The organism is Streptomyces sp. NBC_01520 (assembly GCF_045040375.1).
GTDB lineage: Bacteria > Actinomycetota > Actinomycetes > Streptomycetales > Streptomycetaceae > Streptomyces.
This window is the reverse complement of record NZ_CP109404.1, coordinates 4,334,751-4,361,323: the sequence shown is the minus strand read 5'-3', so window position 1 is coordinate 4,361,323 and position 26,573 is coordinate 4,334,751. Positions and strand designations below refer to the sequence as shown.

The window sequence follows — 26,573 nt, the reverse complement described above, 5'->3', positions numbered from 1 at the left end:
GGGCGCGGGAAGGCGGGGAACGGGGGCCGTCACGGCTGAGGGGTGCGGGTCCGGGGCCTCCCCGTACGGCTACGGCTACGGCTACGGCTACGGCTGAAGCGTCCGGCGGGCCGGGACCACGCCGCCCGCCACCGCCCGCTGCCGCGGGGCCGCCGTGCCCGTCCAGCAGGTGCCCCGGCGGGTGATCAGGCGGCGGAGCCAGAGTTCCGTGGAGGCGAGGGCGGCCAGGCCGTCCAGGGGCAGCGGTTCACCCTCGGAGGCCGCGCGCAGCGCCTTCCGTACGACGCGGGCCTCGATCAGGCCCGCGTCGGCGAGCAGCGGGGCGTCGAAGAGGGCGATCAGCTCCGGGAGAGCCGTGCGCAGGCCGATGCGGCCCGCCGCGTCCGAGGTGGCCTGGGACGGGGTGCCCCAGCCGGGCGGCAGTTCCTGGATGCCCGCACCCGCGAGGACCCGGCGCAGGATCGCGGCCCGGGCGCCCGGCTGGACGCGCAGCGACTCGGGGAGGGCCCTGGCCGCCCGTACGACCTGGTTGTCGAGGAACGGGGCGTGCAGGCGCTGGCTGCGGACCTCCGCGGCCTGTTCCAGGATCCGCTGGTCGGCCGCGTGCCGGGCGAGCGCCGCCCTGGCGCGGGCCTCCCCCGGGCGCTGGACCGACGCCGGCCGGATCGCCGCCTCCTGGAGCCGGACCGCCACTTCGGCGAGTGCCTCACCGGTGAGCCAGCGCGCGGCCGGACCGGGCCGGGACCAGGTGAGGGCGGCGAGCGAGGCGTCGGCCGGGGTGTCGAGGTCGGGGGCGTAGCGGTTGGCGTCGGGCAGCAGGCCGGCAGCCGATTCCAGTCCGGTGCGGTAGGACGTGCGGGCCAGCCGGCGGGCGGCGCGGTAGACGGCCACCGGGACGAACAGGGAGTGGGCGGATGGCCCTTCGGCCCTGGCGAGCGCGGCGACGGGGCGCAGGATGTGGCGTCTGCGCCGGTCCATGAGGAGGTCGGCAAGCCGTGCGGGGTGCGCGTCGAGGACCTGCCGGGCGCCGTGGCCGACGAAGTGGTCGGCGCTTCCCGCGGCCAGTCGGCGGCGGTGGCGTTCGGCGACGACGAGCGACGGGGCGGGTTCGTCGGTGAGCGGGCCGCTCTCCAGCGACGCGTAGGGCAGGGCCTCCTCGCCGGCCGCGACGACCACGTGGTGCAGGCGGGGGTTGGCCGCGATGACGCGGGCACGCTCCAACTCGTCCTCGCGGCCCTGTGTGGACAGGTCGTTGAAGGTGACGGCGAGCAGTCGCTCGCCCGCCCCGGTGCCGTGCCCGAGGACGGTGCCGGGGAGTCCGGGCAGCCCGGCGGCCAGCAGGGCAAGGGTGGCGGAGGCGCTGCCTCCGGAGAGGTCGGAGCCGATGCCGGGCACGGGCGCCCCGCGGGCCGCGCGGCGCTCGGCGGGCCCCATGCCCGGCACCGGACCCGGATCCGGCGGCATGGCCCCCGGGGCGTGGCGCGGGGCCGTGAGCCGGGCGCGTACGGCTTCGACCAGCGCGTCCCGTACACCCTCGACGGCGCTCACGGGGTCGGTCTGGGGGGCCGCGACGGCGAGCGAGGCAACCGCCTCGTACCCGGTGATCTCGCGCGAGCCCTCCCGGAGGATCAGCGCGTGCCCCGGGGGGATCCGCTTCACGCCCGCGTACGGTGTGCCGTCGCCCAGCGCTTCCGGGGTCTCGGGGCAGGCGAGCAGCGCGGCCAGGTGGCCGATGTCCAGCTGGGCCTCGATGAGATCGGCGAGCGGGAGGGCGGCGGTGGCGTACGCGGTGCCGTTGGCCCACGGGGTGTGGAAGACGGGGCGCGCTCCGGCGAGGTCCCCGGCGACGGTGATGCGGCGGCCGATCTGCGCGACGGCCGTGTAACTGCCCGGCCAGGCGGTGAGATGGCGCAGTGCCCCGCCGCGGGCGGCCAGCAGCCCGACCCGGAGCTGTTCGTCGGTGGCCCCGCAGCAGCCGAGGACCGCGAGGCGGGTGGTGGGCGCGCCCTCGGGGGTGGCGACCGTGATGACGCGGATCTCGTCGGGTCGCCAGTCACCCACGGCCCAGAGCGGATCCGGGTCCCCCCACAGGAGTTGGGAACCCACGGGGTGGACCGTGCGCCCCTCCCCGTGGTGGCCGACGGCGCCCACGGTGCCGAAGCTCGCGGCGATACTGCTCCACCCCACCAACCAACGCATCGCCGCCTCCACAGGCTGTGGACGAACCGGCGCGCCAGGACCCGGGAACGCCGCTGCGGACATGCTGCCACGACAAAGGCACCTGGGAGGGGGTACGGGCGGCGCACGGAGGACGCGCATGCGCCCCTGGCAAAGGCCTGGCGCCACCTCCCCGGATCCCACCACAACGGAACTGCCGCTTCCGGGAGTTGCCCCGCACGGGCCCGGAGCACGGACCCCGCCTCGGTCACGCCGAGGAACAGACGTAAACCGGCCATAGGCGGACCGTTCCCGGAGGCGTCACACGACCGTCCGGATCCAGCCATTCTCAGATCGCGATCCGCTCGCGCGTTTCACTCCGGAGGAGCTTCCGAAAGGCCGCCGGAAGAGCTTCCACAGGGCTTCGACGACACCCCGCCCGCACCCCGCGGAGCACCGGACCGGACTTCGGGGAGGTTTGCCCCGGCCCCGGTGACGCGTCGGCCGGCGCATCCCCCCGGGTGCGCCGGCCCACCCGCCTCGCCCCCTGGAACCGTGCCCTTCGACGCACAGTCCGGGAGGTGTTCGTCACCTCCCGGACCGGTTCGCCGCCCGCGGGGATTGGGGCGGCGGTCTCCCCCAGCCCGCTGAGTCCAGTGCAGCGGGCCGACCCACGCAGCACCCATCGAAGCGCTCCCGTGCAGGCCAGGGCAGAGCGCACGGCCGGGCGCACGGCCACACAACGGGAGCACGATGCTCTTGCTCCGTACCGCCCGATGACCGCCGTGTGACTCCGCGCGCGGCGCCGCACCCGTATCCGTGGACGCACCCGGTGCGCGGCCGGTGAACGGGGCGGCGCACCGGCGGCCGGCGCCTTGGACTCCGACGGCGCCGCGTCGGCGCGGACAACATTCCCGCCATCCGGACGACTGCCCCTTAACGGTAGGGATGCGGCGAACTACGCTGGGTTTACCGATGTTCTCAGCAGGGCGGCATATTCCACGGGGCTCAGCCAAATGCGTGTGCGGCCGGAGTGCCCGGGACCGTACCTGGGGAGAACACGGTACGAATGCCGCGCGCCTCACGGTGTCGCGGCGGCCGTCTGTGTGTCGAGGGGTGGCGCATGTCCAGGGAGCAACGCGGGCCGAACGAGAAGCTCGGCACGGTTCTCGCCCTCGCGGGAATCAGCAACGCCGGGCTCGCCCGGCGGGTCAACGACCTCGGAGCGCAGCGCGGTCTGACACTTCGCTACGACAAGACCTCGGTGGCCCGCTGGGTCGCCAAGGGCATGGTGCCGCAGGGTGCGGCGCCCCATCTCATCGCGGCGGCGATAGGGGCCAAACTCGGCCGTCCGGTGCCGCTGCACGAGATCGGGCTCGCCGACGCCGACCCCGCGCCGGAGGTCGGTCTGGCGTTCCCGCGTGACGTGGGCGAGGCGGTGCGCTCGGCGACGGATCTCTACCGGCTGGACCTGGCGGGCCGCCGCGGCGGCGGCGGAATCTGGCAGTCGCTCGCCGGTTCCTTCGCCGTGAGCGCGTATGCGACCCCCGCGTCCCGATGGCTCATAACACCCGCTGATCCGTCGGTCGCCCGGGACTCGACGGCCGCCCAGGCCGCGATCCTCGGCACCCGGGGCGCAGCCGGCGGCCAGGGCGCACCGGGGGCGCAGATCGGGGTGCCCGTCCAGCCGGGGCCCGACACCGTGTCCGACGCCTCCCCCCTGCGGGTCGGCCACAGCGATGTCGCCAAGCTCCGCGAGGCCGCCCAGGACGCGCGCCGCTGGGACTCCAAGTACGGCGGGGGCGACTGGCGTTCCTCCATGGTCCCTGAGTGCTTACGCGTCGACGCCGCACCCCTGCTCCTGGGTTCGTACAGCGACGAGGTGGGCCGGGCACTCTTCGGCGCCTCGGCAGAGCTGACCCGGCTCGCCGGGTGGATGGCGTTCGACACCGGCCAGCAGGAGGCCGCGCAGCGCTACTACATCCAGGCGCTGCGCCTGGCCCGGGCCGCCGCAGACGTGCCGCTCGGCGGATACGTACTGGCGTCGATGTCGCTCCAGGCGACCTACCGGGGCTTCGCCGACGAGGGCGTTGACCTCGCGCAGGCGGCGGTCGAGCGCAATCGCGGCCTCGCCACCGCACGGACCATGAGCTTCTTCCGGCTCGTGGAGGCGCGCGCCCACGCGAAGGCCGGCGACGCACCGGCCGCGGGGGCCGCTCTCAGGGCGGCCGAGAGCTGGCTGGAGCGCGCCCGGGCCGGTGACATGGACCCTTCCTGGCTCGGCTTCTACTCGTACGACAGGTTCGCCGCCGACGCAGCCGAGTGCTACCGCGACCTGAAGGCGCCCCGGCAGGTGCGGCGCTTCACGGAGCAGGCCCTGTCCAGGCCCACCGAGGAGTTCGTCCGCTCGCACGGGCTGCGGCTCGTCGTGTCGGCGGTCGCCGAGCTGGAGTCCGGCAATCTGGACGCGGCCTGCGCGGCGGGGACACGCGCGGTGGAGGTGGCGGGGCGCATCTCCTCGGCCCGCACCACGGAGTACGTCCGCGATCTGCTGCACCGCCTCGAACCGTACGGTGACGAGCCGCGTGTCGCCGAGTTGCGGGAGCGGGCCCGTCCGCTTCTGGTGGCCCCGGTGTAGTGGCCCGTGCAGTGGCCCGGCGCAGTGGCCCGGCATGGCGGAACACCGGATCGTCCCGTTATGCCCGGTCCGGATCTCGGATCGGACGCCACGCCCCTGCCGCCCCTGGTTTGAGCCCGTTGTCAGTGGGTCAGTGCACTATCGGGGTGGGAGGTGGCGTGATGATGACGCACGCGGCGTACGACTGCGATGTGCTGGTGATCGGCGGCGGGATCGTCGGTCTGTCGACCGCGTACGCGCTCACGCGCACCGCGCCCGGCACCCGGGTCACGGTGCTGGAGAAGGAGTGGGGCCCCGCCAGGCACCAGACCGGACGCAACAGCGGGGTGATCCACAGCGGTATCTACTACGCCCCGGGTTCGCTCAAGGCGCGCTACGCGGTGCGGGGCGCCGCCGAGCTCGTCGACTTCTGCGCCGAGCACGGCATCGCGCACGCGGTGACGGGCAAGCTGATCGTGGCGACCGCCAGCGACGAGCTGCCGAGGCTGCACGGACTGGTCCAGCAGGGCCGTGAGCACGGCCTGCCGGTCCGGGAGCTCGGCCCCGCCCAGATCGCGGAGTACGAGCCGGAGGTGCGCGGGCTCGCGGCGATCCGGGTCGGGACGACCGGGGTGTGCGACTTCGCCGCGGTGGCGGCCCGGTTCGCCGCCGAGGTCGGCGCGTCCGGCGGACAGGTCCGGTACGGCGCGGAGGTCGTCGCCGTCGACCGGCGCCCCTGGGGCGTCGCCGTGCGGACGGCCGACGGCCAGGTGGTCCGGGCCCGGGTGCTGGTCAACTGCGCGGGGCTGCACAGCGACCGGATGGCACGGCTCGCGGGCGACGACCCGGGCGTGCGGATCGTGCCGTTCCGCGGGGAGTACTACGAGCTGGCCAGGCCGGAGCTGGTGCGCGGGCTGGTCTATCCGGTGCCGGACCCGGCGTTCCCCTTCCTCGGGGTGCATCTGACCCGCGGTGTCGACGGCACGGTCCACGTCGGGCCGAACGCGGTGCCGGCCCTGGCCCGTGAGGGGTACGGCTGGCCGGTCGTGCACCCGGGTGAGCTGGCCGCGACCCTGAGCTGGCCGGGCTCCTGGCGGATCGCCCGGCGGCATTGGCGGTACGGGGCCGGCGAGGTGCACAGGTCCCTGTCGAAGCGGGCGTTCACCCGGGCCGTCCGGCGGCTCCTGCCCGAGGTGACGGAGGACGACCTGAGGCCGTCCCCGGCCGGGGTCAGGGCCCAGGCGGTACTGCGCGACGGCACGCTGGTGGACGACTTCCTGATCCGGGAGGCCCCGCACACCGTCCACGTGCTGAACGCCCCGTCGCCCGCGGCCACCGCTTCGCTGCCCATCGGGAGGGAGGTGGCGCGACGGGCTCTGCTGCGGGCTCGCGCGACGGGATGGAAGCCGCCCGCCGTAGAATCGGGTCATTGTGTCTGAGCCTGTGAACCCCACCCCAGAGACGCCCGGCGCCACCGCGGACGCGGACGCCGAGGCACTGCGCGCCGCCTCCTTCGAGCGGCAGCGCAGGTTGCGCCAGGAGCCCCGCTTCCCCGGCGGCCCCGCCGCCGACCCGGCGGGCTCGCACCACGAGCGCCGGATCCGCAGCTTCCAGCCGCGCCGCAGCCGTGTGACCGTCGGCCAGGAGGACGCCCTCAAGCGGCTGTGGCCGAAGTGGGGCCTGGACATCGACGGCCTCCGCGTCCTCGACCTGCCGACGCTGTTCGACGGTCTCCCGGTGGTCCTGGAGATCGGTTTCGGCATGGGCGAGGCCACCGCGCAGATGGCCGCCGACGACCCGGGCACCGGAATCCTGGCCGTCGACGTGCACACCCCGGGTCAGGGCAATCTCCTCGGTCTCGCGGACCGGGCGGGCGTGACCAACATCCGGGTCGCCAACGGTGACGCGATCATCCTGCTCCGCGAGATGCTGGAGCCGGCGGCGCTGGACGGGCTCCGGGTGTACTTCCCCGACCCCTGGCCGAAGAAGCGGCACCACAAGCGGCGGCTGATCCAGCCGGAGTTCCTCGATCTGGTGGCGCGGCGGCTGAAGCCCGGCGCTGTCGTGCACTGCGCGACGGACTGGGAGCCGTACGCGGAGCAGATGCTGGAGGTGCTCACGGCGCACCCCCTGTTCGAGAACACGGCCGCCGACGGCGGCTACGCGCCCCGTCCGGCGTTCCGGCCGCTGACCCGCTTCGAGGGGCAGGGCCTGGACAAGGGCCATGTCGTGCACGACATCCTGTTCACCCGGATCGCGGACCTCTAGCCGCGTCGCAGGGCACGTCCTCCAGGGCCACGACCGTCGCTGATCAGCCACCGCCGGGCGCCCGGCACCTCGCACCGTGGTCAGGTGTCGGTCCCCCTGGTTAGGGTCATGAGGTGTCCGAGGGGTCCGTGCAGCACCAGCAGCCGGCCGTCCCGGTTCTCGAGGAGCAGCGGCTCGACGAGTTCCTGGGCGCCGTTCCCGAGCGTGGCCAGTGGCGTTACCGGCCCCGCCGTGTCGGCATGGTCTGGCGCAGCAAGGCGTTCCGCGCGGGGGCGGTGATCGCCGTGCTCGCCCTCTGCGGTCTGGTGATCCTGTCCCTGGTGCGCGACCAGACGGGCACGGAGGGCTTTCTCGTCGGGCTGGGCCTGGCCGTGCTGCCCGTGCCGATGCTGATGGCGGCGTTCCGCTGGCTCGACCGGGTCGAGCCGGGCCCCTGGCGGAATCTGCTCTTCGCCTTCGCCTGGGGTGCGTGTGCCGCGGCCCTGGTGGCGATCATCGCCAACTCCTTCGCGACCCGCTGGATAGCCACGGCCACCGCCGACCCTGCGAGTGCCGACACCCTGGGGGCCACGGTCATCGCCCCCGTCGTCGAGGAGACCGCCAAGGCCGTCGCCGTCCTGCTCATCTTCCTGTTCCGCAGACGGGAGTTCGGCGGTGTCGTCGACGGCATCGTGGTCGCCGGATTCACCGCGACGGGCTTCGCCTTCACCGAGAACATCCTCTATCTCGGCAACGCCTTCGGTGAGGACCAGCAGTTGGGGACCACGGGCCTCGCCTCGGTGACGGCCGGGACGTTCTTCGTACGGGTGGTGATGTCCCCGTTCGCACACCCGTTGTTCACGGTGCTCACCGGCATCGGTTTCGGCATCGCCGCGCTCGGCGGACAGCGCCACCGGGTGCGCCGGATCGTCCTGCCACTGCTCGGGCTCGTCCTCGCCATGGGGATGCACGCCCTGTGGAACGGCTCGTCGGCCTTCGGACCGTACGGCTTCTACGCGGTGTACGGGGCGTTCATGGTGCCGTCCCTCGGCCTGGTGACCTGGCTGGCCATCTGGTCGCGCCAGCGGGAGCTGCGTACGCTCTCCGCCGAGCTCCCCGTCTACGCGTCGGCCGGCTGGCTGACTCCGGCCGAGCCGCTCGCGCTGGCCTCCATGCGGGCGCGGGGCGTGGCCCGCGACATGGCCAGGCACTGGAACAGCCACCCGGACCGGGCCCGGGGCAGGGCCGCGGCCCGCGCGGTCGCGGAGTACGAGTCGTTCGCGACCTCACTGGCCGTGCTGCGTCACCGGGCCCGCCGCGACGGGGCGGGACCGGACTTCGCCGTACGGGAGCAGGAGCTGCTGGCCCACCTGTGGCAGCGCCGGGATATCGCGGGCCCGGCCCTGACGTACGCGGCCCACGCGACGGGCCGCCTCCGCGCGCACCGTGTGCCGCCGCCCCCGTTCCCCCGTCAGGTCGCCTACGGCGTGCCGTATCCGCAGCAGCGGATCCCGGCGCCGCACCGGCACTACGGCGGCTACAACCCGTATCTCCAACCGGGTACGCGGCAGCCGGGCACCGGCGAAGGGCCCGTACCGCCCGGCTAGCGGCCAGGCGGTGGTCGACAGCGGGGCCGGAACCGCTGACGGCCTCGGCGGCCACGCGCGCCAGATGTCAGGCGGACGCCTCGGTGAGCTCCGCCAGCTGCTGCCCGGTCAGCCGGGGCAACTGTTCCGCAGGCCCACGGCGGGCCGGGCGGGCCCCACGACGCGGACCGGCAGCCCTGACGTCGGGGGGTGTGCGTCAGGGCTGCCGGGGTTCAGGTGCGCCGAACGGAGGCGCCACGTACGCGGATCGGACCCGCCGTACGGGTGCGGGGGCTCAGACCGTCAGGCCCTTGCCGCGCAGCCAGCTCATCGGGTCGACGGCCGAACCGCCCGCGGTGTGGACCTCCAGGTGGAGGTGGGGACCGGTCGAATTCCCGGTGGAGCCCACGCGGCCGATGGTGTCGCCCGTGCTGACCTTCTGGCCGGCGGTGACGTCCATCGAGGACTGGTGGGAGTACGAGACCTCGGTACCGTCGTCGAGCACGAGGACCGTGTGGTAGCCGTAGGAGCCCGACCAGCCGGCCGACTTCACCGTGCCGCTGTGCACGGCCTTGATCGGCGTACCCGTCGGAGCCGCGAAGTCCAGCCCCGTGTGGTAGCCGGAGGACCACATCGAACCGGCCTGGCCGTAGGTCGTCGTGATCGTGTACGAGGACGTCGGGAGGGCGTAGCTGGCGGCAAGCTTGGCGAGACGCTCGGCCTCCGCCTTCTTCCTCGCCGCCTCTTCCGCCGCCTTCTTCTCGGCTGCGGCGTCGGCCTCGGCCTTGCTCTGCTGCTTCGCGGCCTCGGCCGCTGCCTGCTCGGCGGCGGCTTTCTCCTCCGCGGCCTTGGCCTCGGCGGCGGCGCCGGCCTGCTGCTGCTCGGCCTGCTGGAGGATGCGGGCGCGCAGCGCCTCACCGGCGTCGGTGGCGCCCTGCTCGGCCTCGGCGGCCGTGATCCCGGCGGTGGTGAGCGGGGAGGCGTCGGCGGCCGACCCGGTGTCCGCGTCGGAGTCGTCCGACATGAAAGCGCTCACGCCGGGAAGGGACTTGGCGTCGGGGAGATTGTCCGCGATGGAATCGGGAAGGGAGATGGAGACCGGCGGCTTGCTCTGCGCCGTGGCCATGCCACCCGCACCGACGGCCGCGATGACGCCGACGCCGAGGACGGTGGAGCTACGGGCGAGACCACGCTGCTTGGCTACGCGGTGCCTGCCGCGCACGGGACGTATGGACTCCTCGGTGGGATTCCATTCCTCCCAAGTCCTCTCCTCGCCACCGACGGTGTCGGTCCTGAAGGGTGACGGGGCCTCGGGGGCAGGCTGATTGGACGCCACGTGGGCGCACTCCTTTCCTTCCTTATCGCCTACCGGGTTAGCTGACGGGTTCGGAGCAGGAAGGTCTCCTACGGGCTCCTTCGCCTCTCACGAGACACAGGCGCCCGATTCACCCCATGTAGGTGGTTCCCCGGTTCCCTTGCGGAATTCGGCGCTCGCGCACGGTGCCGCCTCTTGCGACGACTGGGACAACCGCGCTGCGTTATCGAACGTTAATAGACACCGGGGCCCGATTCCAAGCTGTTCCGACTGATCATTCGTCACTCCGGCCTGGACTTTAGGGCAGGAAACAGCACCAAACGGGCGAGTTGAGTATTCCCGGTCCGGTCATCAGTTTCTGACGGTGTGTCAAATGTTATGCGGAGCGGCACGCATCGACTACGGACGGTCGCGACGGGTCATCCTTCGCCCCTCCCCACGATCTTCACCGTCGTCCGCCGCTCCGGCTGTCCCCGCGCGGGCCGGCCGACGGCGAGCAGCGCCAGGTCGTCGGTCGAGTGGCCCCCGGTGTGCAGGCGTACGTCGTCGGTGAGCGCGGAGAGCAGTTCCTCGGGCCCGGGGAAGATCCGGCCGTGCAGCCGCGCGGCCGGATCGTAGAAGACCCCGCCCGCGTCCCGCGCCTCGGTGAGGCCGTCCGTGAACGCCAGGAGCGTCGACCCGGCCGGCAGCTCCCACTCGTCCGAGCGGTCCGGCCACACCCCCAGGTCCATCCCGATGGGCAGCGCGGGCACGGTCGGCGCCAGTACCTGGAGCGCCCCGTCCGCGTGCAGCAGGATCGGCTCGGGATGACCACGGTTGACGATCCGTACCGTGCCGGAACCTGCCGGGATCTCGGCGAGCACAACGGTGACGAACCCCTCCATGGAGTCGAGCCCGCCCCGGCGGCTCCCTTCCCGCGCCAGCGCCCGCTCCAGCCGCTGCGCGACACCCTCCAGCGACAGCTCCTGCTCGGCCGCCTCGCGGAAGGCCCCGATCACCACGGCCACCGCCTCCACGGCGTCCAGCCCCTTGCCCCGGACGTCACCGACGACCAGCCGCACCCCGTGCGGGGTGTCCGCGACGGCGAACAGGTCGCCGCCGACGAACTCGTCCGCCTGCGCCGCCTCGTACCGCGCCGCGACCAGCAGCCCGCCGATCCGGTCGTCCGGGGTGGGCAGCACCGCGCGCATCGCGGTCTCCGCGATGACCCGGGCCGAAGCGAGCTGCTCGTTGCTGCGCCGTACGACGCCGTTGATGGCCAGGGCGAGCACGGAGACCGTGATCACGGTGAGCAGATCGGTGAGCGGCACGACCTCGGTGACCGCACCGTCCGAGAGCCGGATCACGAGAACGGCCAGGACCGCGGCCACACCGGTACGGACCGTGCTGGCCAGCGAGAAGAACGGGGCGGCGATCAGCGGAGCCGCCGCGAAGAGCGGAACGGCGCTCACGGCGGCCGGAGTCACCAGGTCGAAGACGATCCCGCCCCCGATCATCAGGGCCGGCAGCGCACGCACGAACCTCCGGGCACCGATGCCTCCACCGGCTCCGCCCCGTCGGCTGTCCCGCTTCCCCACCTGTGCACTCCTGCCCGGTCCGCCCACGGCTGCGGACGGTACCGCGATCCGCCCGGACCGGACGGAGCCGCGCGTGCGGCGGCTCGTCATCGGCCGAAGGGAGGAGCGCGCCGGAGCCCCGTCCCCCGAAGGTCAGCCGGAGAGCCGGTGCTGCGCGTAGATCGTCAGTGCATCCCGTACGAAGACGGCGGTGCCGTCTCCGTACCGATCGTAGTTCTTCCCGAAGCGCGGATCGGCGACATACATCTCGGCGAGGCCGGTCACGTACGACCGGGTGACCGTCGTGGTGCCCGAGAGCCACGCGCAGTGGCGCCGCGCGATGTCCTGCGCCTCCTCGCCGCCCGCGTCCAGACCGGCCTCCCTGGCCGCCCCGTAGTCCCGCGCGATCGCGTCGTGCACACCCTGGAATTCGGCGCGCTCCTCGGCACTCAGCCCGCGCCACCACCGGTCGCCCTTCTTGCAGGCGTCCCGGCCCCAGCGTTCGGTGACCTCCTGCTCGTACACCGTGTGGTCGAAGCCGTCGAACACTTCCCCGGCCATGAGTTCCTCTCCCTGCCCGGTCCTGTGGAGAGTGGTCCGCACCGAGGCGATCTGCCGCCCGATGCGCTCCCGCTCCTGCTCCAGCAGGCGCAGATGGGTCCGCAGCGCCGCGGACGTGTCCCGCTGCCCCTCCAGTACGTCCTTGATGGCGGGCAGCGACAGCCCCAGCTCCCGCAGCAGCAGGATGCGCTGCAGCCGGACGAGGGCGTCCTGGTCGTAGTAGCGGTAGCCGTTGGCACCCGTACGGCTCGGCACGAGGAGACCGAGATCTCCGTAGTGCCGGAGCGTTCGGCTCGTCGTGCCGGCTTCCCTGGCGATTTCCTGGATGGACCACTCCATGCCGGAAACGCTAGATGTTTACGCTGCGTCAAGGTCAAGCGGTGACGGGACGCGGGCATACGGCAGAGGCCCGGATCCTTGGAAGGATCCGGGCCTCTGTCTTTCAGTAGCGGGGACAGGATTTGAACCTGCGACCTCTGGGTTATGAGCCCAGCGAGCTACCGAGCTGCTCCACCCCGCGTCGTTGTGATTGCAACTCTACGGCATCACGGAGGTCACCTCGACCAATTACCGCCGAGGGCGCTCCGGGGGCACTCCCGCACCGGCGCGGACCGGCATCCATCCCATGGATCGAAGCCCTCAACACCGCCCGTGGAACGGACAGTTCCCATGTGTGGTGCTTTACCCAAAGATGTTGCCGCATCCCCCCGATCTTGCATGAAGCCCGTCTGGAGGGCCTCCGAAGATGACCACACCGCTCAGACCCACCCCCGCCCCGCCCGCGCAGTCGCCGGTGCGCGCATCCCTCGTCAGTGGCCTCCTCGGCGGAGTGGCGGGGGCGGTGATCAGCGGCGTCATCAACTACCTGGCCGTCGGAATGCCGGACAGCACCGCGGCCAACGCGCTGAACCACGTCCTGTCCAGCCTGTTCAGCGGTTTCATGGCCGGGTTCGTCGGGCTGATGATCCACCTGCGCAGGACACGGTCGGACGCCTCACCGGCCACGGCGGAACCCGTGACCGCCTCGTCCGCCCCGGCCCTCGCGGAGAGCACCGGGCCCGAGGCCGCGCAGAAGGCCTGATTCCGGCCCGCCCCGGGCCCACCCCGGTCGCGGCTGGTCGCCGCACGGGCGGCCCCACCCCGGGGCACCCTCCCCGCCCCGCCCACCGCATCTCTTGCGAGGCTCCCGGAGCGGCGGGACGCTTGAAGCACCCAGCCTTTCGGTGTTCGGTCCCGTCTGCGGCACCACCGGTGCCGGCTATCGGCGCAAGCAACCGTCTCATCCGATGCCATGGGGGCAGAGGGGTCCGGGCGCGCTGCGGCACGCGCTTCGGCAAGGAGACCGTCATGGACGGCACCACACTCGAAACGATGCGGACCGAACTGCGGGGCCCGGTCATCGGCCCCCAGGACCCGGAGTACACGCAGGCCCGCACGATCTACAACGCCATGATCGACAAGAGGCCGGCCGCCGTGGTCCGCTGCCACGACACCGCGGACGTCATGGCTGCCGTGCGCTTCGTACGCGAGCACGGCCTGGAGGTCGCCGTCATGGGCGGCGGACACAGCGGCCCCGGCCTCTGCCTCGCCGACGACGCCGTGACGATCGACCTCTCGCCGATGCGCGGCGTACGCGTCGATCCGGCCACCCAGACCGCCCAGGTCGACGGGGGTGCGAAGCTGGGCGACCTCGACCACGCCTCCCACGCCTTCGGCCTCGCCACCCCGGCAGGCATCATGTCCACGACCGGCGTCGGCGGTCTCACCCTCGGCGGCGGGCACGGCTACCTCACCCGTAAGTACGGCCTCACCATGGACAATCTGGTGTCCGCGGACGTGGTGCTGGCCGACGGCGGCTTCGTCACGACGAACGCGAGCGAGAACGCCGACCTGTTCTGGGCACTGCGCGGCGGCGGCGGCAACTTCGGCATCGTCACCTCCTTCGACTTCGAGCTGCACCCCGTGGACACCGTCGGTGTCGGCGTCACCGTGTGGCCGCTGGACCTCTTCCAGGACGTACTGCGCTGGTACCGCGACTTCCTGCCGCAGGCTCCGGACGACCTGTACGGCTTCTTCGCCTCGATGACCGTGCCGCCCGCCCCGCCGTTCCCCGAGGAGCTCCACGGCCGCAAGGTGTGCGGCGTCGTCTGGTCCTCGACCGCCGACCCGGAGGCCCTGGGCGGGACCCTCGCCGCGGTGGCCGAACCGGGCCCGCCCGCCTTCCACTTCACGGCGCCGATGCCCTACCCGGCGCTGCAGGCCATGTTCGACGAGCTGATCCCCACCGGCCTGCAGTGGTACTGGCGCGGCGCGTTCTTCGACCGGGTCACCGACGAGGCCGTCGACGTGCACGCCTCGTACGCGGAGAGCCTCCCCACCGATCTGTCGACCATGCACCTGTACCCGGTCGACGGGGCCGCGGGCCGCGTCGGGCCGGACGACACCGCCTGGGCGTACCGCGACGCCGTCTGGTCCGGGGTCATCGCGGGCATCGATCCCGACCCGGCGAACGCGCAGGCGCTCCGGCAGTGGGCCGTGAACTACTGGGACGCGCTGCAGCCCTACTCGATGGGCGGCGCGTACGTGAACTTCATCGGCGCCGGAGAGTCCCAGGACCGGGTCAGGGCCACCTACCGGGGCCATTACGACCGGCTCACGGAGATCAAGGGGACCTACGACCCGCACAACCTCTTCCACGCAAACCAGAACATCGAGCCCGCCCCGCCGCACTGACCGTCGCGCCGGGCTCCGCATTACCGGGGGAAAGCTGTGCTCCGAGGGTTACAGTCTGCATGCACCGCAATGATCCGGACGCCCCCGGAGCGGTGCGGCACCGGTAGCGGCATCTCGTCGCCGTACCGGTCGGGACCCGGTCCGGCTCTTCGCGCCGACGACTCGGTCACGGGCTCTCACCGCACACCTACGTACAGGACACTCCATGACCGATATGCCCGCACGCACGACGCACCGGCACTCCGACAGCTCGGCCGCTGCCGCGTCCGCGGACACGGGTGCGGCGGCACCGCTCCCGACTCCGCAGTACGCCGGGCTGTTCATCGAGCCGGACCTGCCGCCGCTGACCGACGAACCCGAGTGACGGACGGGCCGGCCGCCCGTGGCGACCGGCCCGGTCGTGATCGGCCCGTCGTGACCCGCCCGGCCGCACGGTCGTTGGTAGACCATGCGCATCCGAATCGGCGTGGTCGTCCTCGCAGTGGTCCTGCTGATCGCCGCGTTCCTCTCGAGCGTCCCGTCCGAGGCCGAGACCGAAGCGGCCTGCCGGAGGGCCCTCGACAACACGTCGACCGCCACCGTCCGGCCCGACATCTGCATGGACGTGTCCGCGGAGACCTACCGCACCTTCCTCCTGATGTACGCGCTCCGGGCGGAAGGCCTCGACTAGGCCTCACGTTCCGGGACCCCGCTCCGGAACCGGGGAGCCCCGCCGCCGCAGGGACCGCTTCGGAGGACCGCGATCCCCCCAGGGGCCATACGCCGGCGGGCAGCCGTCAGGGCTCGCCGCTGTTCAGGTCGACGACGGTGACGCCGTCCCAGGAGCCTTCCCGGGTGAAGCCTCCGCCGACGTAGGCGGTGCCGCCGTCCTCGTGGGGGGCTCCGAGGGGCACGACGCGGTCGTGTCCCCCGGGAGCTCGGATCGTCAGCGACGGGCCCTCGTCGGAACCGTCGACCGGGCCCGTGCCGACGACGAGCAGGGTGCCGTCGGAGGTGAGCGGGACGCCGTGCTGGTGGGTGTCGGCGGTCATCGGCTCCACGTCGATCCTGCCGTCGCACGGATCGAGGACGGCCGGCTCCTCGCCTCGAAGGGCAGCAGGAGCTTCCCGTCGGCGCGCACGACCGCGTAGTACGGCTTGAGCCAGGAGCCGAGGCCGTTGACGTGGTCGACGTCCGTGCCGGTTCGCCCGTACGCATCCTGCTGTGCGACGGCCACACCGTCGTACGCGCCGGACTCCTCGCCCTGCTCGGCAGCGAGCCGGACATCGAGGTCGTCGGAGAGGCGGGCAGCGGCGAGGAAGCGGTGGCCCTCACCGCCCGGCTGCGACCGGACGTCGTCCTGAGGACCTTCAGCTCGGCCCCGGCATCGACGGGGTGGAGGCGACCCGCCGGATCGCCGGCCCGGACGTGCACGTCCTGGTCCTCACCACGTACGACACGGACGCGGACATCACCCGGGCCATCGAGGCGGGCGCCACCGGCTGCCTCCTCAAGGCGGAACGCCCCGAAGGGCTCTTCGCCGCGATCCACTCCGCGGCCCAGGGCCGCACGACGCTCTCCCCACCGGTCACCAGCCGCGTCATGGACCGCATGCGCGGAGCCGCCGGCCCCACCCTCGACGACCGCGAACGCGACATCCCGGGCCAGCTCGCACGCGGCCTCGGCAACCGGGCAACCGGGAGATCGCCCGCGCGCTCTTCATCAGCGAGGCGACCGTGAAGACCCACCTGGGCCGCATCTACGCCAGGCTCGGCGTGGACACCCGTTCCGGCGCCGTGGCCGTGGCCGAGGAACGGCGGCTGCTGTCCCCGTGAAAGGCCGGGTGACGGCGACCGGGCTAGGGTTTTACCAGGGGCGCATCGGCCTACCAGGAATGACATGTACCGACACCGCAAAACGCCGGACAGCACCCAGGAGCTCCTTCTGACCCTGGGGCGTCTCGTCGACCAGGCCCTGGAGAACTTCAGGCTCCAGCAGGCCCGGGCCGAGCTCGGCATGGCGTTGCAGCAGCACATGCTCCCCTCCGAACTGCCCGAATTCCCGGGCGTCCGGCTGGCGGCCCGGTACGCGCCCTCGCAGGACGGCCTGGCCGTCGGCGGTGACTTCTACGACGCCTTCCCGATGAGGGACGGGGTGGCGGGGATGGCCATCGGGGACGTGCAGGGCCACGGGGTGGAGGCCGCCGCCTTCATGGGCGAGGCCCGTGCCAGCCTTCGCGCCCTCGCCAGTGTCACGGATGACCCCGGAAAGGTGCTGGCCCGCGCCAACGACTTGCTGATCTCGCTCGGCTGCGACCTCTTCACCACCTGTTGCCTGCTGAGCTTCGTACCGCGGACCGGTGATCTCGGTATCGCCCGGGCCGGCCACGTGCCGATGGTGTGGGGCACCGACGCGGGTGATTCGGGTGTGTCCGTGGACGCCGGCGGGGTTCCCCTGGGGATTCTGCCCGGCCAGAGCTACCCGGTGGTCCATCGACGCCTGACGCAGCCCGGATACCTCGTCCTGCTGACCGACGGCGTGGTGGAGGGACCGGCCTACCCCATCGACGAGGGTCTGGCGGAGGTGGCCGGGCTGGTCGGTGCCGCGCGCGGTGTCGGCCCGGGTGTCCTGGCATCGAGGGTGATCCGGGTCGCGGACCGCACCGGGCACAACGACGACGCAGCCGTTCTCGTCATCCGCCACGACGCCCCGCCGGACGCCCGGTAGCGAAGCCGTACCCGGCCCCGGGGGGCCGTACACCCGCCTGCGGGGCCGTAGGCCCGCCCGCAGGGCCGTGGCGTCGGCGCGTCCGTCCGACCCGGACCGCTCGATGTGGTGTCTGATGCTGATGTGGTGGACAGCTCACAACTCAGGCGGCACAGAGCCACCGCCTTGACGATTCTGGCGGTCGCCGCCCTCTACTACGCGACGGCCCGCCTGGGACTGATCCAGCAGCTGGTGCGCGGACAGGTCACACCCCTGTGGCCTCCGACCGGCATCGCGGTCGCCGCCCTGCTCCTGTTCGGGGCGCGGGTCTGGCCCGGCATCGCCGTCGGCGCCCTCGCGGTCAACATCTCCATCGGACCCACGGTCCCGTCCGTACTGGCGATCGTCATCGGCAACACCGTCGCCCCGGTCTGCTCCTACCTGCTGCTGAACCGGGCCGGCTTCCACAACGACCTCGACCGCCTGCGCGACGCACTGGCCCTGGTCTTCCTCGGCGCCCTGGGTCCCATGCTGCTCAGCGCGACCATCGGCAGCGGCACCCTCTTCCTGTCAGGAGCACTGACGGCCAGCGGCTTCTGGCCGACCTGGTCGGTGTGGTGGACGGGCGACGCCATGGGCGTGCTGGTCGTCACACCGTTCCTGCTCACGGTCCGGTGGGCACGGTGGCCACCCGCCGTCGGACCCCTCGTCCGGGCCGAGGCGGCGGCACTGACGGCGTGCACCCTGACCGTGACCGTCCTGGTGACCAACGCCCGCAACACGTCCCTGCTCTTCCTCGTCTTCCCTTTCCTGATCTGGGCGTCGTTCCGCTTCGAACGCGCGGGCGCCGCACCGTGCGCCCTGGGCATCTCCACGCTCGCGATCCTCGCCGGCAGCCGGATGGCCGGCCCCTTCGCCCACCACGACCTGCTGACCAACATGGTCACCCTTCAGGCGTTCAACGGGACCGTCTCCCTCACCGCCCTGCTCGTCACAGCGGTCGTCACCGAACGGAACCGCACCCACGAAGAGATCGAGCGCCTGTGCGCACAGCTCTCCGACGCGGTCACGCACCAGGACATGGGCCCTCGTCGCGCTCCCCCCGATGCCTGAGCCGCCGAAGCCGTCGTCGGGAGGGTGCCGCCACCGCGGTCGGACGGGGACCCGTCCCCTGAGCCGCTCGCCCTCGGCCCGTTCCGCCACCCGTACCCGATGACCCACAACACGCCCTGTTCCGGGCCCTGGAGGCGCACGGGTGGAGCACCTGCCCGAAATGAGCCCGGACAAGCAGCGACCCCGGGCCGGAGACATGCTCGCTGGGGATGCAGCATCCGCCAATCGTCGTGCACCAGCTGTCGCCCACAGGCGCTCGAAAACGGTCACGCCCCCGTCCGGCGCCTTCGTGGGGTCGTGCGGGGGCGCTTCGTGCGTTCGGGGTCAGGCCTTCGTCTCGCCGAGGGCGGTGCGCAGCCAGTCGAGCGAGTCCTGACTGAGGAGTTCGTCGGCCAGGCGCTTGCCCGTGTCCGTGACGATGCGGCCCCGGCTGTTGTCGATCCAGCGCTGCGCGTTCTCGTAGCCCTGCGCCTTGTACTCGATGCCCTGCGGCATGCACTCCAGCTTGTCGGCGTCCCGGGCACAGAGCGCCTCCGGGGACTCCTTGGCCTCGTACTCCGCGACGACGTCCCGGATCGCGGAGGCAAGCACCTCGGGCATGCCAGCCGTCTGGTCCGCGGTCACTGCCTGCGGGTCACCGGCGGGCGCGTACTTCTTCCCCAGGTAGTTCACGTCCCCGGTGCGGGTCTCCTGGGTGTCGTGCCACACGGCGAGGAACGCGGCCTGCGCCGGGGGTCGGCACCCTCCAGCTTCGCGATGATCGTGGCGATCAGCGAGGTGCGCCACGAGTGTTCGGCGACGCTCTCCGGGTCGCGGACCCCGGCCATCCACCAGCCGGTGCGCTTCGTGTTCCTGAGCGTGCCGGCCTCGTACAGGAAGCGTCCTACCGCGGACAGGTCGTCAGCCACGCTCGTCTCCTCTCATGCCTCGGCGAGGCGGATCGCGTACCGGATGCCTTCGAGCTCTCGACGCGCACGCGCCGACAGTTCCCGGCTATCCAACATCACGGGGGGCCTGGCGTTGGGCGACTGCACCCAATGCCACGCGGGCTGCACCGACAGCCCGAACGGCGGCAGGAAGTATCCCGTCCACCCCTGTAGCCAGCCGCCCGGCGCACGGCCGGGCGGCCGGGCGGCTGGCCCCATGAACGGAGCGGCAGTGACCCAGACTCAGGCATGGGACACCTACTCGAAGCAGAAGCCGGAGCGGCGCCCCACCAACGCCGCCGGCCAGTCCACCTGGTTCAACTGGACCCAGTACCCCGACCACGGCCCCGGCACCGAGATCCTCGACATCAGCCCGGGCGCCGCCGTCCTGGACCTCGGCTGCGGCAAGGGCGGCAATCTGGCCCACCTCGCGACTCTCGGCGCCCAGGCCGTGGGGGTCGACGTCTCGCTGGCCCAGATCAAGGCGGCCGGCGCCCGCTGGTCCGACATGCCAATGACGCTGCACCGCACCGAAGCAACACGCTTCCTCAAGGAAACCGGCGACAGCTACGACGCCGTGTTCTCCGTGTTCGGCGCCGTCTGGTTCACAGACCCCGCGCTCCTGCTCCACGCGATCCGACGGCGGCTGCGCCCCGGTGGAGTCCTCGCCTTCTCGCAGCGACCGCCCATCGAGGGCTGCTACGGCTGCCAGGCCTCCTACATCAACCGGTCCGAGGACGAGGACCCGCTCGTCGTGAAGCGCTGGGACTACGAGCCCGACCGCTGGGTGGAGCTCCTCACCGGGCACGGCTTCGCCGCGCCAACCGCAAGAGTCCTGCCCGCTCCGCCCGGCCCCAGGAAGGTCGGCACGCTCCTCGTCCGGGCATCCGGCTGAGGCTGACTCTCGCTACGAAGCCCCGACCGCACGCGGCCGGGGCTTCTTTGCGTGATCGTTTGCACTTCGATGGGGCATGGGTGGAGCATCTGCCCGAAATGAACTCGGACAAGCAATAGGACCCCGGGTCAGAAAACGCCCTGACCTGGGATCCAGCGGTAGGCCGTGTGGGACTCGAACCCACAACCAACGGATTAAAAGTCCCGGCAAGATCATGCCTCTTACTGCCGGCCGATCACGCCTCGTCCCGTATCACCAGTTCAGAAGCCTGCGCCCGGAGCCGCACTGCTACCCGATCCATCCCATGCCCTCACGTCCGCTCACGCATCGCTCACGCATTTCCGGTCTCTCGTGCGGTCGCATGGCGCGCTCGCCACTAGGATCCGCAGGAAGAGATGTGCGGCCAGAGGCGTCCAGCGAGCACGTGCGCTGCCGCAGTCATCTCAGCGTGCGTGGGCTCGTCGGTCTCAGGATCGAGAACGGTGGGCGGATGCGGACTGTGACCCGCCCCGCGGATGATGACCTGATTGCGTGGGAACCGTCCCAAGACAGGCGTCCCATAACGGCCAAGGTGCTCTTCGACAGCCAGGTCGAAGTCGTCGGGCGGCACGTTCTGCTTGGCCTGTCGGGCCAGGAGCAGCATCCCCGTCAGCGGGCGCTTCGGGGTCCACCGTCCAAATTGCCGCTGTCGCCACTGCACAGCCGATTCTGCTGGCGTCAGTGCGACACTGCGGGTGCCCTCTTCTGGTGCTGAGGGAAGCGAGATCTCCCTCTCATAGGACCCGGCCCAATGCACGAGGACGCTTGCATCGGCGAGTGAGTCACGGGGCTGATCTTCGTAGGGCCAGTCGTCGTTCCTTCCGATCAGGATGACGCGGTCATACGCTCGTCGGGCATGCTCCAAGGCTGCAATCACTGCCTCATCGTTTGGGGAGACCTCCAACAACCACAGCTCTCCGGGAGTCGGAGAGATGCGCAGTCGCCTCCATCCCTCGACCGTCTTCGGGACCGAGGTTGTGGCCCATACCGGTTGACCGGCGTCTCGGAAACCGAGCGGATGGTCTCGGCCCCTCGTCAGGACGACTGCTGTAGCCAGGCCCTGACACGCCCAGACAGCCGCGATCTGCTCTGCCGCCCAGGAAAGGTCGTCCCGGCGCACACCCTCGGCACCAGGCACCCCCATGAGCTGGACAACGGCACCACCACGCTCTGGAGCACAGCACTCTGGGGCGCTGCCATCGGAGTGCGGCCGACTAACGCCGAGGCGGTCGCCGATCGCCGTCAACGGTCGTGGACCGGGCACCTGGATGTGCGGGCTGGCTGGCGCGAGGTGACTGCGCACGGTGAGCACACCCCGCCAGCCCCACATCCCTGGCCGTGGCGCCAGACGCACCGTGCACTCCGTGGTGCCGCAAGCATGGTCGAGGAGACGCAAGCCACAGCCCACTACGTGATCCGTGAGCACTTCGATGAGTCGGGCCTCATCGAATTGCGACCCGTTCACCTGACGATCGACTGTCCAGTCGAGTCCGTAGTCCGTCATCTGCGTGGCGACCTGCACTCCGGCGTAGCCGACCAGGCTGTCCCATAGACGTGGTCGTCGTAGTAGCGCACTACCCAGTGCAGAGGATGCGCTGAGCTGGCGTACCAGGCTGCGCGTAGCCGGCTCCTGCCGCTTAGGCCCGGGCTCGGGACACTGCGGATCCCACTGCGCACTGTGTCCAGCCACACGCACCTGTTCTTCATGGTCTGCCAGTAGGACAGCCACGTCTTCCGCGTGGGGCCCAGCCACCCACACCACCGGTACGGGCCGCCACGACCGCTCGAACGCCCAGGAGCGAAATCCGAATCGCAGCCTGGTGCCATCCTTCTGCACGGTCAGGCCCCGCACCCCGCGCCACGGCCCCTTCTTCGTGCGGTGCGGCAATAGCCTGAGCAACGCTTGCAGTTCCTCGGCCCGCTCCACACGCAGCATCAGGCCCGCGTCCAGCGACTTGGCCTCCCGCACCCCGAACGGTCGGGTTTGTCCATCCACCGCACCCAGCGCAGACGCAAGCACGGACTCCAGCAGCGCCTGGTCCGCCGGAGCGCCAGGAATCAGAAGGTCAAAGCGCTGAAGCGCGCCGAGGCGCAGCCTCGCGCCTTCCAGAGTCTCACCGGTGAGTTGAGCGACAGCGTTGCTGATCTGGTCAAGGTCGTACATGGCGCGCTCCTTTCCAGCAGCCCCCCGACCTGGGCAGCAAAGGCGCACGACAGCACAGCATCAGCACGAAAAAAGGAATGCCAGAGCAAGCAACGTAGGTTCTCTGCCGATGCCCGATGGTCGGGTGGGGCATCCAGAACTGGCCGCGTCCGAGGCCAGGCGAAAGCAATATAACCGGTGTTCCTGCCACGTCCAACTACATCGCGTGCTCATCACTCGATCGCGGTACGGGGCAGGTGAAACCCGGATAGGTTCCGTGAGGTTGGGATGGGAACCGACGGCATCTCTGCTGTCGCGCTGACTGAGGGGAGCCAGGCATGACCGTTCGAGAGGCATCGCCCGCGCAGGTGGGTACGTGGTCAGCTGGAGCACAGCTGGTGGCTGAGCATCTACGGGTACCTGTGCTTGCGGGGCGTCTCTACCTGCTACCTGACAAGGCCGTCGACGGGACGGCCGCCTACCAAGCGGACATTGCGGGGCTGGTCAAAACCCTCAAGCGGGACGGGGTCGACATCGAGTTCGCGCTTACGAAGGATGCTCGCGGTTACATAAGCGAGTACAGCGCAGATGGCGTCGCCGCCTCGATCGCGCTCGCGGTGGCCATCGGTGTCTCCAGCGACGGAGTGAAAGCTGCGGCGAAGGCCATCGCGGCGGCAGCTCGAGCACGAGTGCGGGCTGCCCTAGGACGCAGCGATACCGAGGCGGACGCCGATACCGCACTTGTCACCGTGAAGATCGCCGAGCTTGAACTCGGTCGGCCGGGCGTCATCATGCGCGGTGTTGAAATCACCGGCAGTGTGAACCAGATCGAGCGGCTCGCGGGCGAAACGCTGTCTCGCTCGGTGCCTGCGCCGCCACCCCTCGAGGTGGCGACTGCTCCGCCTGAGCTCCCGGGCGCGGATGGGGAGTGAAATGGAGCGCATTGGCGGGCGGGTGATTCGCACCGGCGTGCCGCTCCCGCCCGCATCCGGGCCAGCCCGCCAGCGGGTAATGCGGCGGGATGGACATATGGCGTTAAGGGAGTCCACGCGCGCTTATGCCGACTCCTGCCGCCTACTCGGCGAATACGCAGACGCCAACTTGTCGGACATCCCCACCTGGGAGCAGACCACCGCCGACCTGGCATGGCGGGGCATCAACAGCACACAGGCCCAGCAACGATACCTGCGCAGAATTTGGGAACCGGTAGCTCGCCAGTTGCGCCGCAGGGCTCGGCGGCGCTCTCTGGGGCCTGCTGCCGGGGTGCTCCGCGTCCACCAGACACGGATGCCGGCACTTGACCTGTACCGGTTCGCTCAGCACGGCCTCAGGTTGCCGACCGTCGAGGCTCTCACTCCCACAACCATTGCCTACTGGGAGGGCGCCGAACGCCTTGCACGTCATGCTCTTACGCGCGCGGTGGATGCCTTCAACTTCTTGGAGGAAACCTCAGAGCACGAGGCCGCACATCGTCATGCACACGAGGTCGCTGCGTTTGTGAGCGGGCTGTGGGGCTGCGAGATGACCTTCGAGGACGGCTTGTACTGGGATGTGTGCCCGGTCTCGCTGATGCATATGCGATGGGGACTGTCCGCGGGCTTCACCGCAGTACGCCTCTGCTCTCTCTGTGGAGAGGACCTCGACGAGTGCCCCCACATGATCGACACCTTGTACGAGGTAGTGGTCTCACGCACCCCTGATGGCTCCTGTACTGCCTGCGGAGGGTCGGCGTGCGGGCACGTGATCGGTGAGATGGTGCAAGCCCGTCCGCATCCAATTATCAGGGAGGCGTCACTCCACGAGGTGTCCGTGGTCCGCACCCCGCGCGACCCTCTCGCGCGGATCACCCGGGTAGACATTTCACCTGATCTGCTGCGAGGAGGACTGGGGACAGAGTCGGACGACCAACTACTCACCTGCTACCGGTGCCTGCACCCCTGCAATGGTTTTACTTACCCGGCTGGTTGATGAGTTGTCGAACAGGGCGCTGCCGAGCAGCCGGTGGTGATCTGCCGCGCCTCCGTCGCCGACTACGGGGCCTGTGCCGCCTGATCCGCCACCGACCCGCACGCAAGGCGGAGGCGAGGATCTTGGCGACTTGGGTTGAGGTGTAGCGGGTCTCGTGGATGCGGGTGATCGCAGCGTTCAGGAGCTGGGTCCTCTACGCAAGGATGCGGGCAAAGGACTCCCCTCGACAATAACGACCTGCACGATGAAGGGGCCTGCTCGGAAACGCACACGAGCCTGTTCCCGAGTCGACCAGACAGCCGCGGAAGCCTCAGCCCAACTGGCGCCTCCGCGCCCACTCTGCCAAGGCTTCGGAAACAAATTAGGTCACCCCCTGAGGAGAAACCGTGCAGAGTTGCTCTCGTGGCGAACGAGAGCAACCTGTCCATCACGCTGATCACCCTGGATCGCGCAGCGGCCTGCACCGTCTTCACCCGCTCTGACGGGAAGGAGGCGCGGTTTCCGCTAGACACCTCCATGTTCGAGGACACGAGCGTCGTGGCACGACTGGACTTCACCCCGGCATACGGTGCCCTGCTCGCCACCACCCTGACAGGCGACCAGGTTCTCTTCGAGTTGCCGCTGGAAGAACCTGGGGACCCGCTGCGAGGGCGACTCGTCGTGTACCTCGACCAGAACCAGTGGAGCCTACTGAGCAATGCCGGCCGGGGTACCGAGAGGAGCAGTGAGGCAGACCGGGCCGCTGCCCGGAAGCTCAGGAATTGGGTGGACCAAAGGCGCATCGTCCTCCCAGCTTCTGCTGGCCACTACTACGAGACCAGCAAGCGCTTCAGTACGGAGAAGCGATACGCCCTGGGGCTGACAATCTTGCAGTACAGCCGTGGCTGGCAGATGCGCGATCCGTTGCAGGTCCGGCGGAACGAGCTTCACGATGCCTTTTGCCACCGTATGAACCGATCCGGCAGCTCGCGCTCCGCCCCGGTAATCACTCTCGACCCAAATGCACTCTTCTCTCCCACTCGGCGGGCTACTCCAGCTCGATCGCCAAAGTTCCAGGGTGGCTCCACTTTCCAGTACGAGGCTCTTCTCGCCGCCTCCGTCTCCATCGACTCGATGCTCGACACCCAGAGGGTGGAGCAGGGGCCCGACACCGGGTGGGCAGCGCTGAGCCAGCAGTTCAGCGACTGGCTGGACGGACTGGAGCAGGATGCTCAGCAGAAGCGCAGAGCTATCGATATCCATCTTCTAAAGGATCTACAACATGAGCTTGCCGAGGAGGCTGCTGCAGCAGAGGTTCCGAAGGAACTGTTCCGAGAATGGGGCTTCAAAGGGCTGGTGCGAGCTGTCGGAGGGTCACCAGCCCTTGGACTCTTCCGGGAGATGCTGCACTGGCTTTGTCGACGTCACACGACAGCAGTTGTCGACGGCCTCGGGAGGCGCTCGCTGAGCCCGGATCTCGACGTCGCCGAGAACGGGAGGCACCCACCGGCACTCGGCAACGGCGAGACGACGGCCGCCACCTGCGCCCGTAGCCAGCGCTTTTGTCCCGGGCCTCGGAGGGGCGGCAGACGGCGGCTTGCCGGTCGACACCGAGCTGCTGTCCGAAGCCATCGATATTCGACGCGGGAAACGCCTCCCGAACTGCCAGAGAAACGCTGCTCCTCGTCATCGACCGAGCCACTGCACAGCCGCCACCTCAACAAGGGCACCACGTGGCGGACGAATGATCTGACGGACATGGTCTATCTGTCCTGTGCGGCCGGATACGCGGATTTCGTCATCTGCGAGAAGCACATGCGCGATCCGCTCCAGCACGGCCTCAGGCGGACAGGGCTCCCGACACGGGTCGATCGCCGCCTCGCGGATGCCGTAGCGGCCATCGAAGCGGCACTGGCGACATCGCCAGCGCCGGACATGCCCGTCACGTAGCCCTGGAAGACGCCCCATCCCGCGCCATACGCTCACTCGCGACCCATGCGCCGCAGGTTCGCTGTCTCGTGCCCCGCCACGAGGGCCTCGTCGGCGCCCTAGA

19 protein-coding genes, 1 tRNA gene, 3 pseudogenes and 1 riboswitch are annotated in these 26,573 nt (G+C 70.7%); of the genes and pseudogenes, 15 read left to right on the top strand and 8 right to left on the bottom strand.

Going from position 1 to position 26,573, the window contains the following annotated elements; all coding sequences use genetic code 11:
- Positions 1-87 precede the first annotated feature (87 nt).
- Positions 88-2,199 carry an asparagine synthase-related protein gene (locus tag OG524_RS19715; protein ID WP_405389543.1) on the bottom strand — a complete coding sequence of 704 codons (2,112 nt, stop codon included), beginning with the start codon at positions 2,197-2,199 and terminating at the stop codon, positions 88-90.
- A gap of 1,081 nt (positions 2,200-3,280) precedes the next feature.
- Here OG524_RS19715 and OG524_RS19710 point away from each other — a divergent pair.
- The 4 genes from OG524_RS19710 to OG524_RS19695 all read left to right on the top strand — a co-directional run bounded on the left by OG524_RS19710 (position 3,281) and on the right by OG524_RS19695 (position 8,628).
- Positions 3,281-4,795 (top strand): sporulation protein, encoded by a 1,515-nt coding sequence (locus OG524_RS19710; protein WP_405389544.1) that lies wholly within the window; start codon positions 3,281-3,283, stop codon positions 4,793-4,795.
- A 161-nt stretch (positions 4,796-4,956) separates the two neighbouring features.
- The gene (gene lhgO / locus OG524_RS19705; protein ID WP_405811336.1) at positions 4,957-6,213 is read left to right on the top strand and encodes an L-2-hydroxyglutarate oxidase; all 1,257 of its coding nucleotides are present in this window, start codon (positions 4,957-4,959) and stop codon (positions 6,211-6,213) included.
- Positions 6,206-7,042, top strand: a complete 837-nt coding sequence (gene trmB / locus OG524_RS19700; RefSeq protein WP_405811334.1) for a tRNA (guanosine(46)-N7)-methyltransferase TrmB — start codon at positions 6,206-6,208, stop codon at positions 7,040-7,042. The genes lhgO and trmB overlap by 8 nt, the downstream gene beginning before the upstream one ends.
- A gap of 113 nt (positions 7,043-7,155) precedes the next feature.
- Positions 7,156-8,628, top strand: a complete 1,473-nt coding sequence (locus OG524_RS19695) for a PrsW family intramembrane metalloprotease (protein ID WP_405389547.1) — start codon at positions 7,156-7,158, stop codon at positions 8,626-8,628.
- A 274-nt stretch (positions 8,629-8,902) separates the two neighbouring features.
- Here the strand turns inward: OG524_RS19695 and OG524_RS19690 are convergent, their stop codons facing one another.
- From OG524_RS19690 to OG524_RS19675, 4 genes are all read right to left on the bottom strand, one after another.
- Positions 8,903-9,943 carry a M23 family metallopeptidase gene (locus OG524_RS19690; protein ID WP_405389548.1) on the bottom strand — a complete coding sequence of 347 codons (1,041 nt, stop codon included), beginning with the start codon at positions 9,941-9,943 and terminating at the stop codon, positions 8,903-8,905.
- Positions 9,944-9,954: 11 nt separating this feature from the next.
- A riboswitch (cyclic di-AMP (ydaO/yuaA leader) is annotated at positions 9,955-10,107 on the bottom strand.
- 234 nt (positions 10,108-10,341) lie between these two features.
- Positions 10,342-11,499, bottom strand: a complete 1,158-nt coding sequence (locus OG524_RS19685) for a PP2C family protein-serine/threonine phosphatase (RefSeq protein WP_405389549.1) — start codon at positions 11,497-11,499, stop codon at positions 10,342-10,344.
- Positions 11,500-11,631: 132 nt separating this feature from the next.
- Positions 11,632-12,378, bottom strand: a complete 747-nt coding sequence (locus OG524_RS19680) for a MerR family transcriptional regulator (protein WP_405811331.1) — start codon at positions 12,376-12,378, stop codon at positions 11,632-11,634.
- Between the two features lie 107 nt (positions 12,379-12,485).
- Positions 12,486-12,559, bottom strand: a tRNA-Met gene (locus OG524_RS19675).
- A gap of 225 nt (positions 12,560-12,784) precedes the next feature.
- Between OG524_RS19675 and OG524_RS19670 the strand changes: the two genes are divergently transcribed.
- The 4 genes from OG524_RS19670 to OG524_RS19655 all read left to right on the top strand — a co-directional run bounded on the left by OG524_RS19670 (position 12,785) and on the right by OG524_RS19655 (position 15,442).
- A complete protein-coding gene (locus OG524_RS19670) occupies positions 12,785-13,120 on the top strand; it encodes a hypothetical protein (RefSeq protein WP_405811329.1) in 336 nt (111 codons plus the stop codon).
- A 266-nt stretch (positions 13,121-13,386) separates the two neighbouring features.
- A complete protein-coding gene (locus tag OG524_RS19665) occupies positions 13,387-14,772 on the top strand; it encodes an FAD-binding oxidoreductase (protein WP_405389552.1) in 1,386 nt (461 codons plus the stop codon).
- 205 nt (positions 14,773-14,977) lie between these two features.
- Positions 14,978-15,136 carry a hypothetical protein gene (locus OG524_RS19660; protein WP_384495918.1) on the top strand — a complete coding sequence of 53 codons (159 nt, stop codon included), beginning with the start codon at positions 14,978-14,980 and terminating at the stop codon, positions 15,134-15,136.
- Positions 15,137-15,220: 84 nt separating this feature from the next.
- Entirely contained in the window at positions 15,221-15,442 is a 222-nt protein-coding gene (locus OG524_RS19655; RefSeq protein WP_405389553.1) for a hypothetical protein, read from the top strand.
- A gap of 106 nt (positions 15,443-15,548) precedes the next feature.
- On the opposite strand, the pseudogene OG524_RS19650 reads toward OG524_RS19655, so the two are convergent.
- Positions 15,549-15,928: pseudogene (locus OG524_RS19650) on the bottom strand (hypothetical protein); the annotation flags it as partial.
- Between the two features lie 6 nt (positions 15,929-15,934).
- Here OG524_RS19650 and OG524_RS19645 point away from each other — a divergent pair.
- The 3 genes and pseudogenes from OG524_RS19645 (at position 15,935) to OG524_RS19635 (ending at position 18,570) form a co-directional block, all read left to right on the top strand.
- A pseudogene (locus OG524_RS19645) lies at positions 15,935-16,586 on the top strand (response regulator).
- A 64-nt stretch (positions 16,587-16,650) separates the two neighbouring features.
- Complete coding sequence (locus OG524_RS19640) at positions 16,651-17,478, top strand: PP2C family protein-serine/threonine phosphatase (protein ID WP_405389554.1); 828 nt, start codon at positions 16,651-16,653, stop codon at positions 17,476-17,478.
- 165 nt (positions 17,479-17,643) lie between these two features.
- Positions 17,644-18,570 (top strand): MASE1 domain-containing protein, encoded by a 927-nt coding sequence (locus tag OG524_RS19635; RefSeq protein ID WP_405389555.1) that lies wholly within the window; start codon positions 17,644-17,646, stop codon positions 18,568-18,570.
- Positions 18,571-18,894: 324 nt separating this feature from the next.
- Here the strand turns inward: OG524_RS19635 and OG524_RS19630 are convergent.
- Positions 18,895-19,478, bottom strand: a pseudogene (locus tag OG524_RS19630) (HD family hydrolase).
- Positions 19,479-19,728: 250 nt separating this feature from the next.
- Between OG524_RS19630 and OG524_RS19625 the strand changes: the two are divergent.
- Positions 19,729-20,391 (top strand): class I SAM-dependent methyltransferase, encoded by a 663-nt coding sequence (locus tag OG524_RS19625; RefSeq protein ID WP_405811328.1) that lies wholly within the window; start codon positions 19,729-19,731, stop codon positions 20,389-20,391.
- Between the two features lie 376 nt (positions 20,392-20,767).
- Here OG524_RS19625 and OG524_RS19620 read toward each other — a convergent pair whose 3' ends face one another.
- Positions 20,768-22,594, bottom strand: coding sequence for a hypothetical protein (locus OG524_RS19620; RefSeq protein WP_405811327.1), 1,827 nt, complete (start codon positions 22,592-22,594; stop codon positions 20,768-20,770).
- Between the two features lie 317 nt (positions 22,595-22,911).
- Between OG524_RS19620 and OG524_RS19615 the strand changes: the two genes are divergently transcribed.
- From OG524_RS19615 to OG524_RS19605, 3 genes are all read left to right on the top strand, one after another.
- Positions 22,912-23,505: a hypothetical protein gene (locus OG524_RS19615; RefSeq protein ID WP_405811325.1), complete on the top strand. Its 594-nt coding sequence runs from the start codon at positions 22,912-22,914 to the stop codon at positions 23,503-23,505.
- 355 nt (positions 23,506-23,860) lie between these two features.
- The gene (locus OG524_RS19610) at positions 23,861-24,541 is read left to right on the top strand and encodes a hypothetical protein (RefSeq protein ID WP_405811323.1); all 681 of its coding nucleotides are present in this window, start codon (positions 23,861-23,863) and stop codon (positions 24,539-24,541) included.
- Positions 24,542-24,943: 402 nt separating this feature from the next.
- Positions 24,944-26,470 carry a hypothetical protein gene (locus tag OG524_RS19605; protein WP_405811321.1) on the top strand — a complete coding sequence of 509 codons (1,527 nt, stop codon included), beginning with the start codon at positions 24,944-24,946 and terminating at the stop codon, positions 26,468-26,470.
- Positions 26,471-26,573: the final 103 nt, after the last annotated feature.

Coding starts and splice junctions, on each gene's coding strand:
- OG524_RS19665 (WP_405389552.1), top strand. CDS start 13,387: ATGGACGGCACCACACTCGAAACGATGCGGACCGAACTGCGGGGCCCG.
- lhgO (WP_405811336.1), top strand. CDS start 4,957: ATGATGACGCACGCGGCGTACGACTGCGATGTGCTGGTGATCGGCGGC.
- OG524_RS19680 (WP_405811331.1), bottom strand. CDS start 12,378: ATGGAGTGGTCCATCCAGGAAATCGCCAGGGAAGCCGGCACGACGAGC.
- OG524_RS19715 (WP_405389543.1), bottom strand. CDS start 2,199: ATGCGTTGGTTGGTGGGGTGGAGCAGTATCGCCGCGAGCTTCGGCACC.
- OG524_RS19655 (WP_405389553.1), top strand. CDS start 15,221: ATGCGCATCCGAATCGGCGTGGTCGTCCTCGCAGTGGTCCTGCTGATC.
- OG524_RS19615 (WP_405811325.1), top strand. CDS start 22,912: ATGACCGTTCGAGAGGCATCGCCCGCGCAGGTGGGTACGTGGTCAGCT.
- OG524_RS19670 (WP_405811329.1), top strand. CDS start 12,785: ATGACCACACCGCTCAGACCCACCCCCGCCCCGCCCGCGCAGTCGCCG.
- OG524_RS19710 (WP_405389544.1), top strand. CDS start 3,281: ATGTCCAGGGAGCAACGCGGGCCGAACGAGAAGCTCGGCACGGTTCTC.
- OG524_RS19640 (WP_405389554.1), top strand. CDS start 16,651: ATGTACCGACACCGCAAAACGCCGGACAGCACCCAGGAGCTCCTTCTG.
- OG524_RS19610 (WP_405811323.1), top strand. CDS start 23,861: ATGCCGGCACTTGACCTGTACCGGTTCGCTCAGCACGGCCTCAGGTTG.
- OG524_RS19620 (WP_405811327.1), bottom strand. CDS start 22,594: ATGTACGACCTTGACCAGATCAGCAACGCTGTCGCTCAACTCACCGGT.
- OG524_RS19660 (WP_384495918.1), top strand. CDS start 14,978: ATGACCGATATGCCCGCACGCACGACGCACCGGCACTCCGACAGCTCG.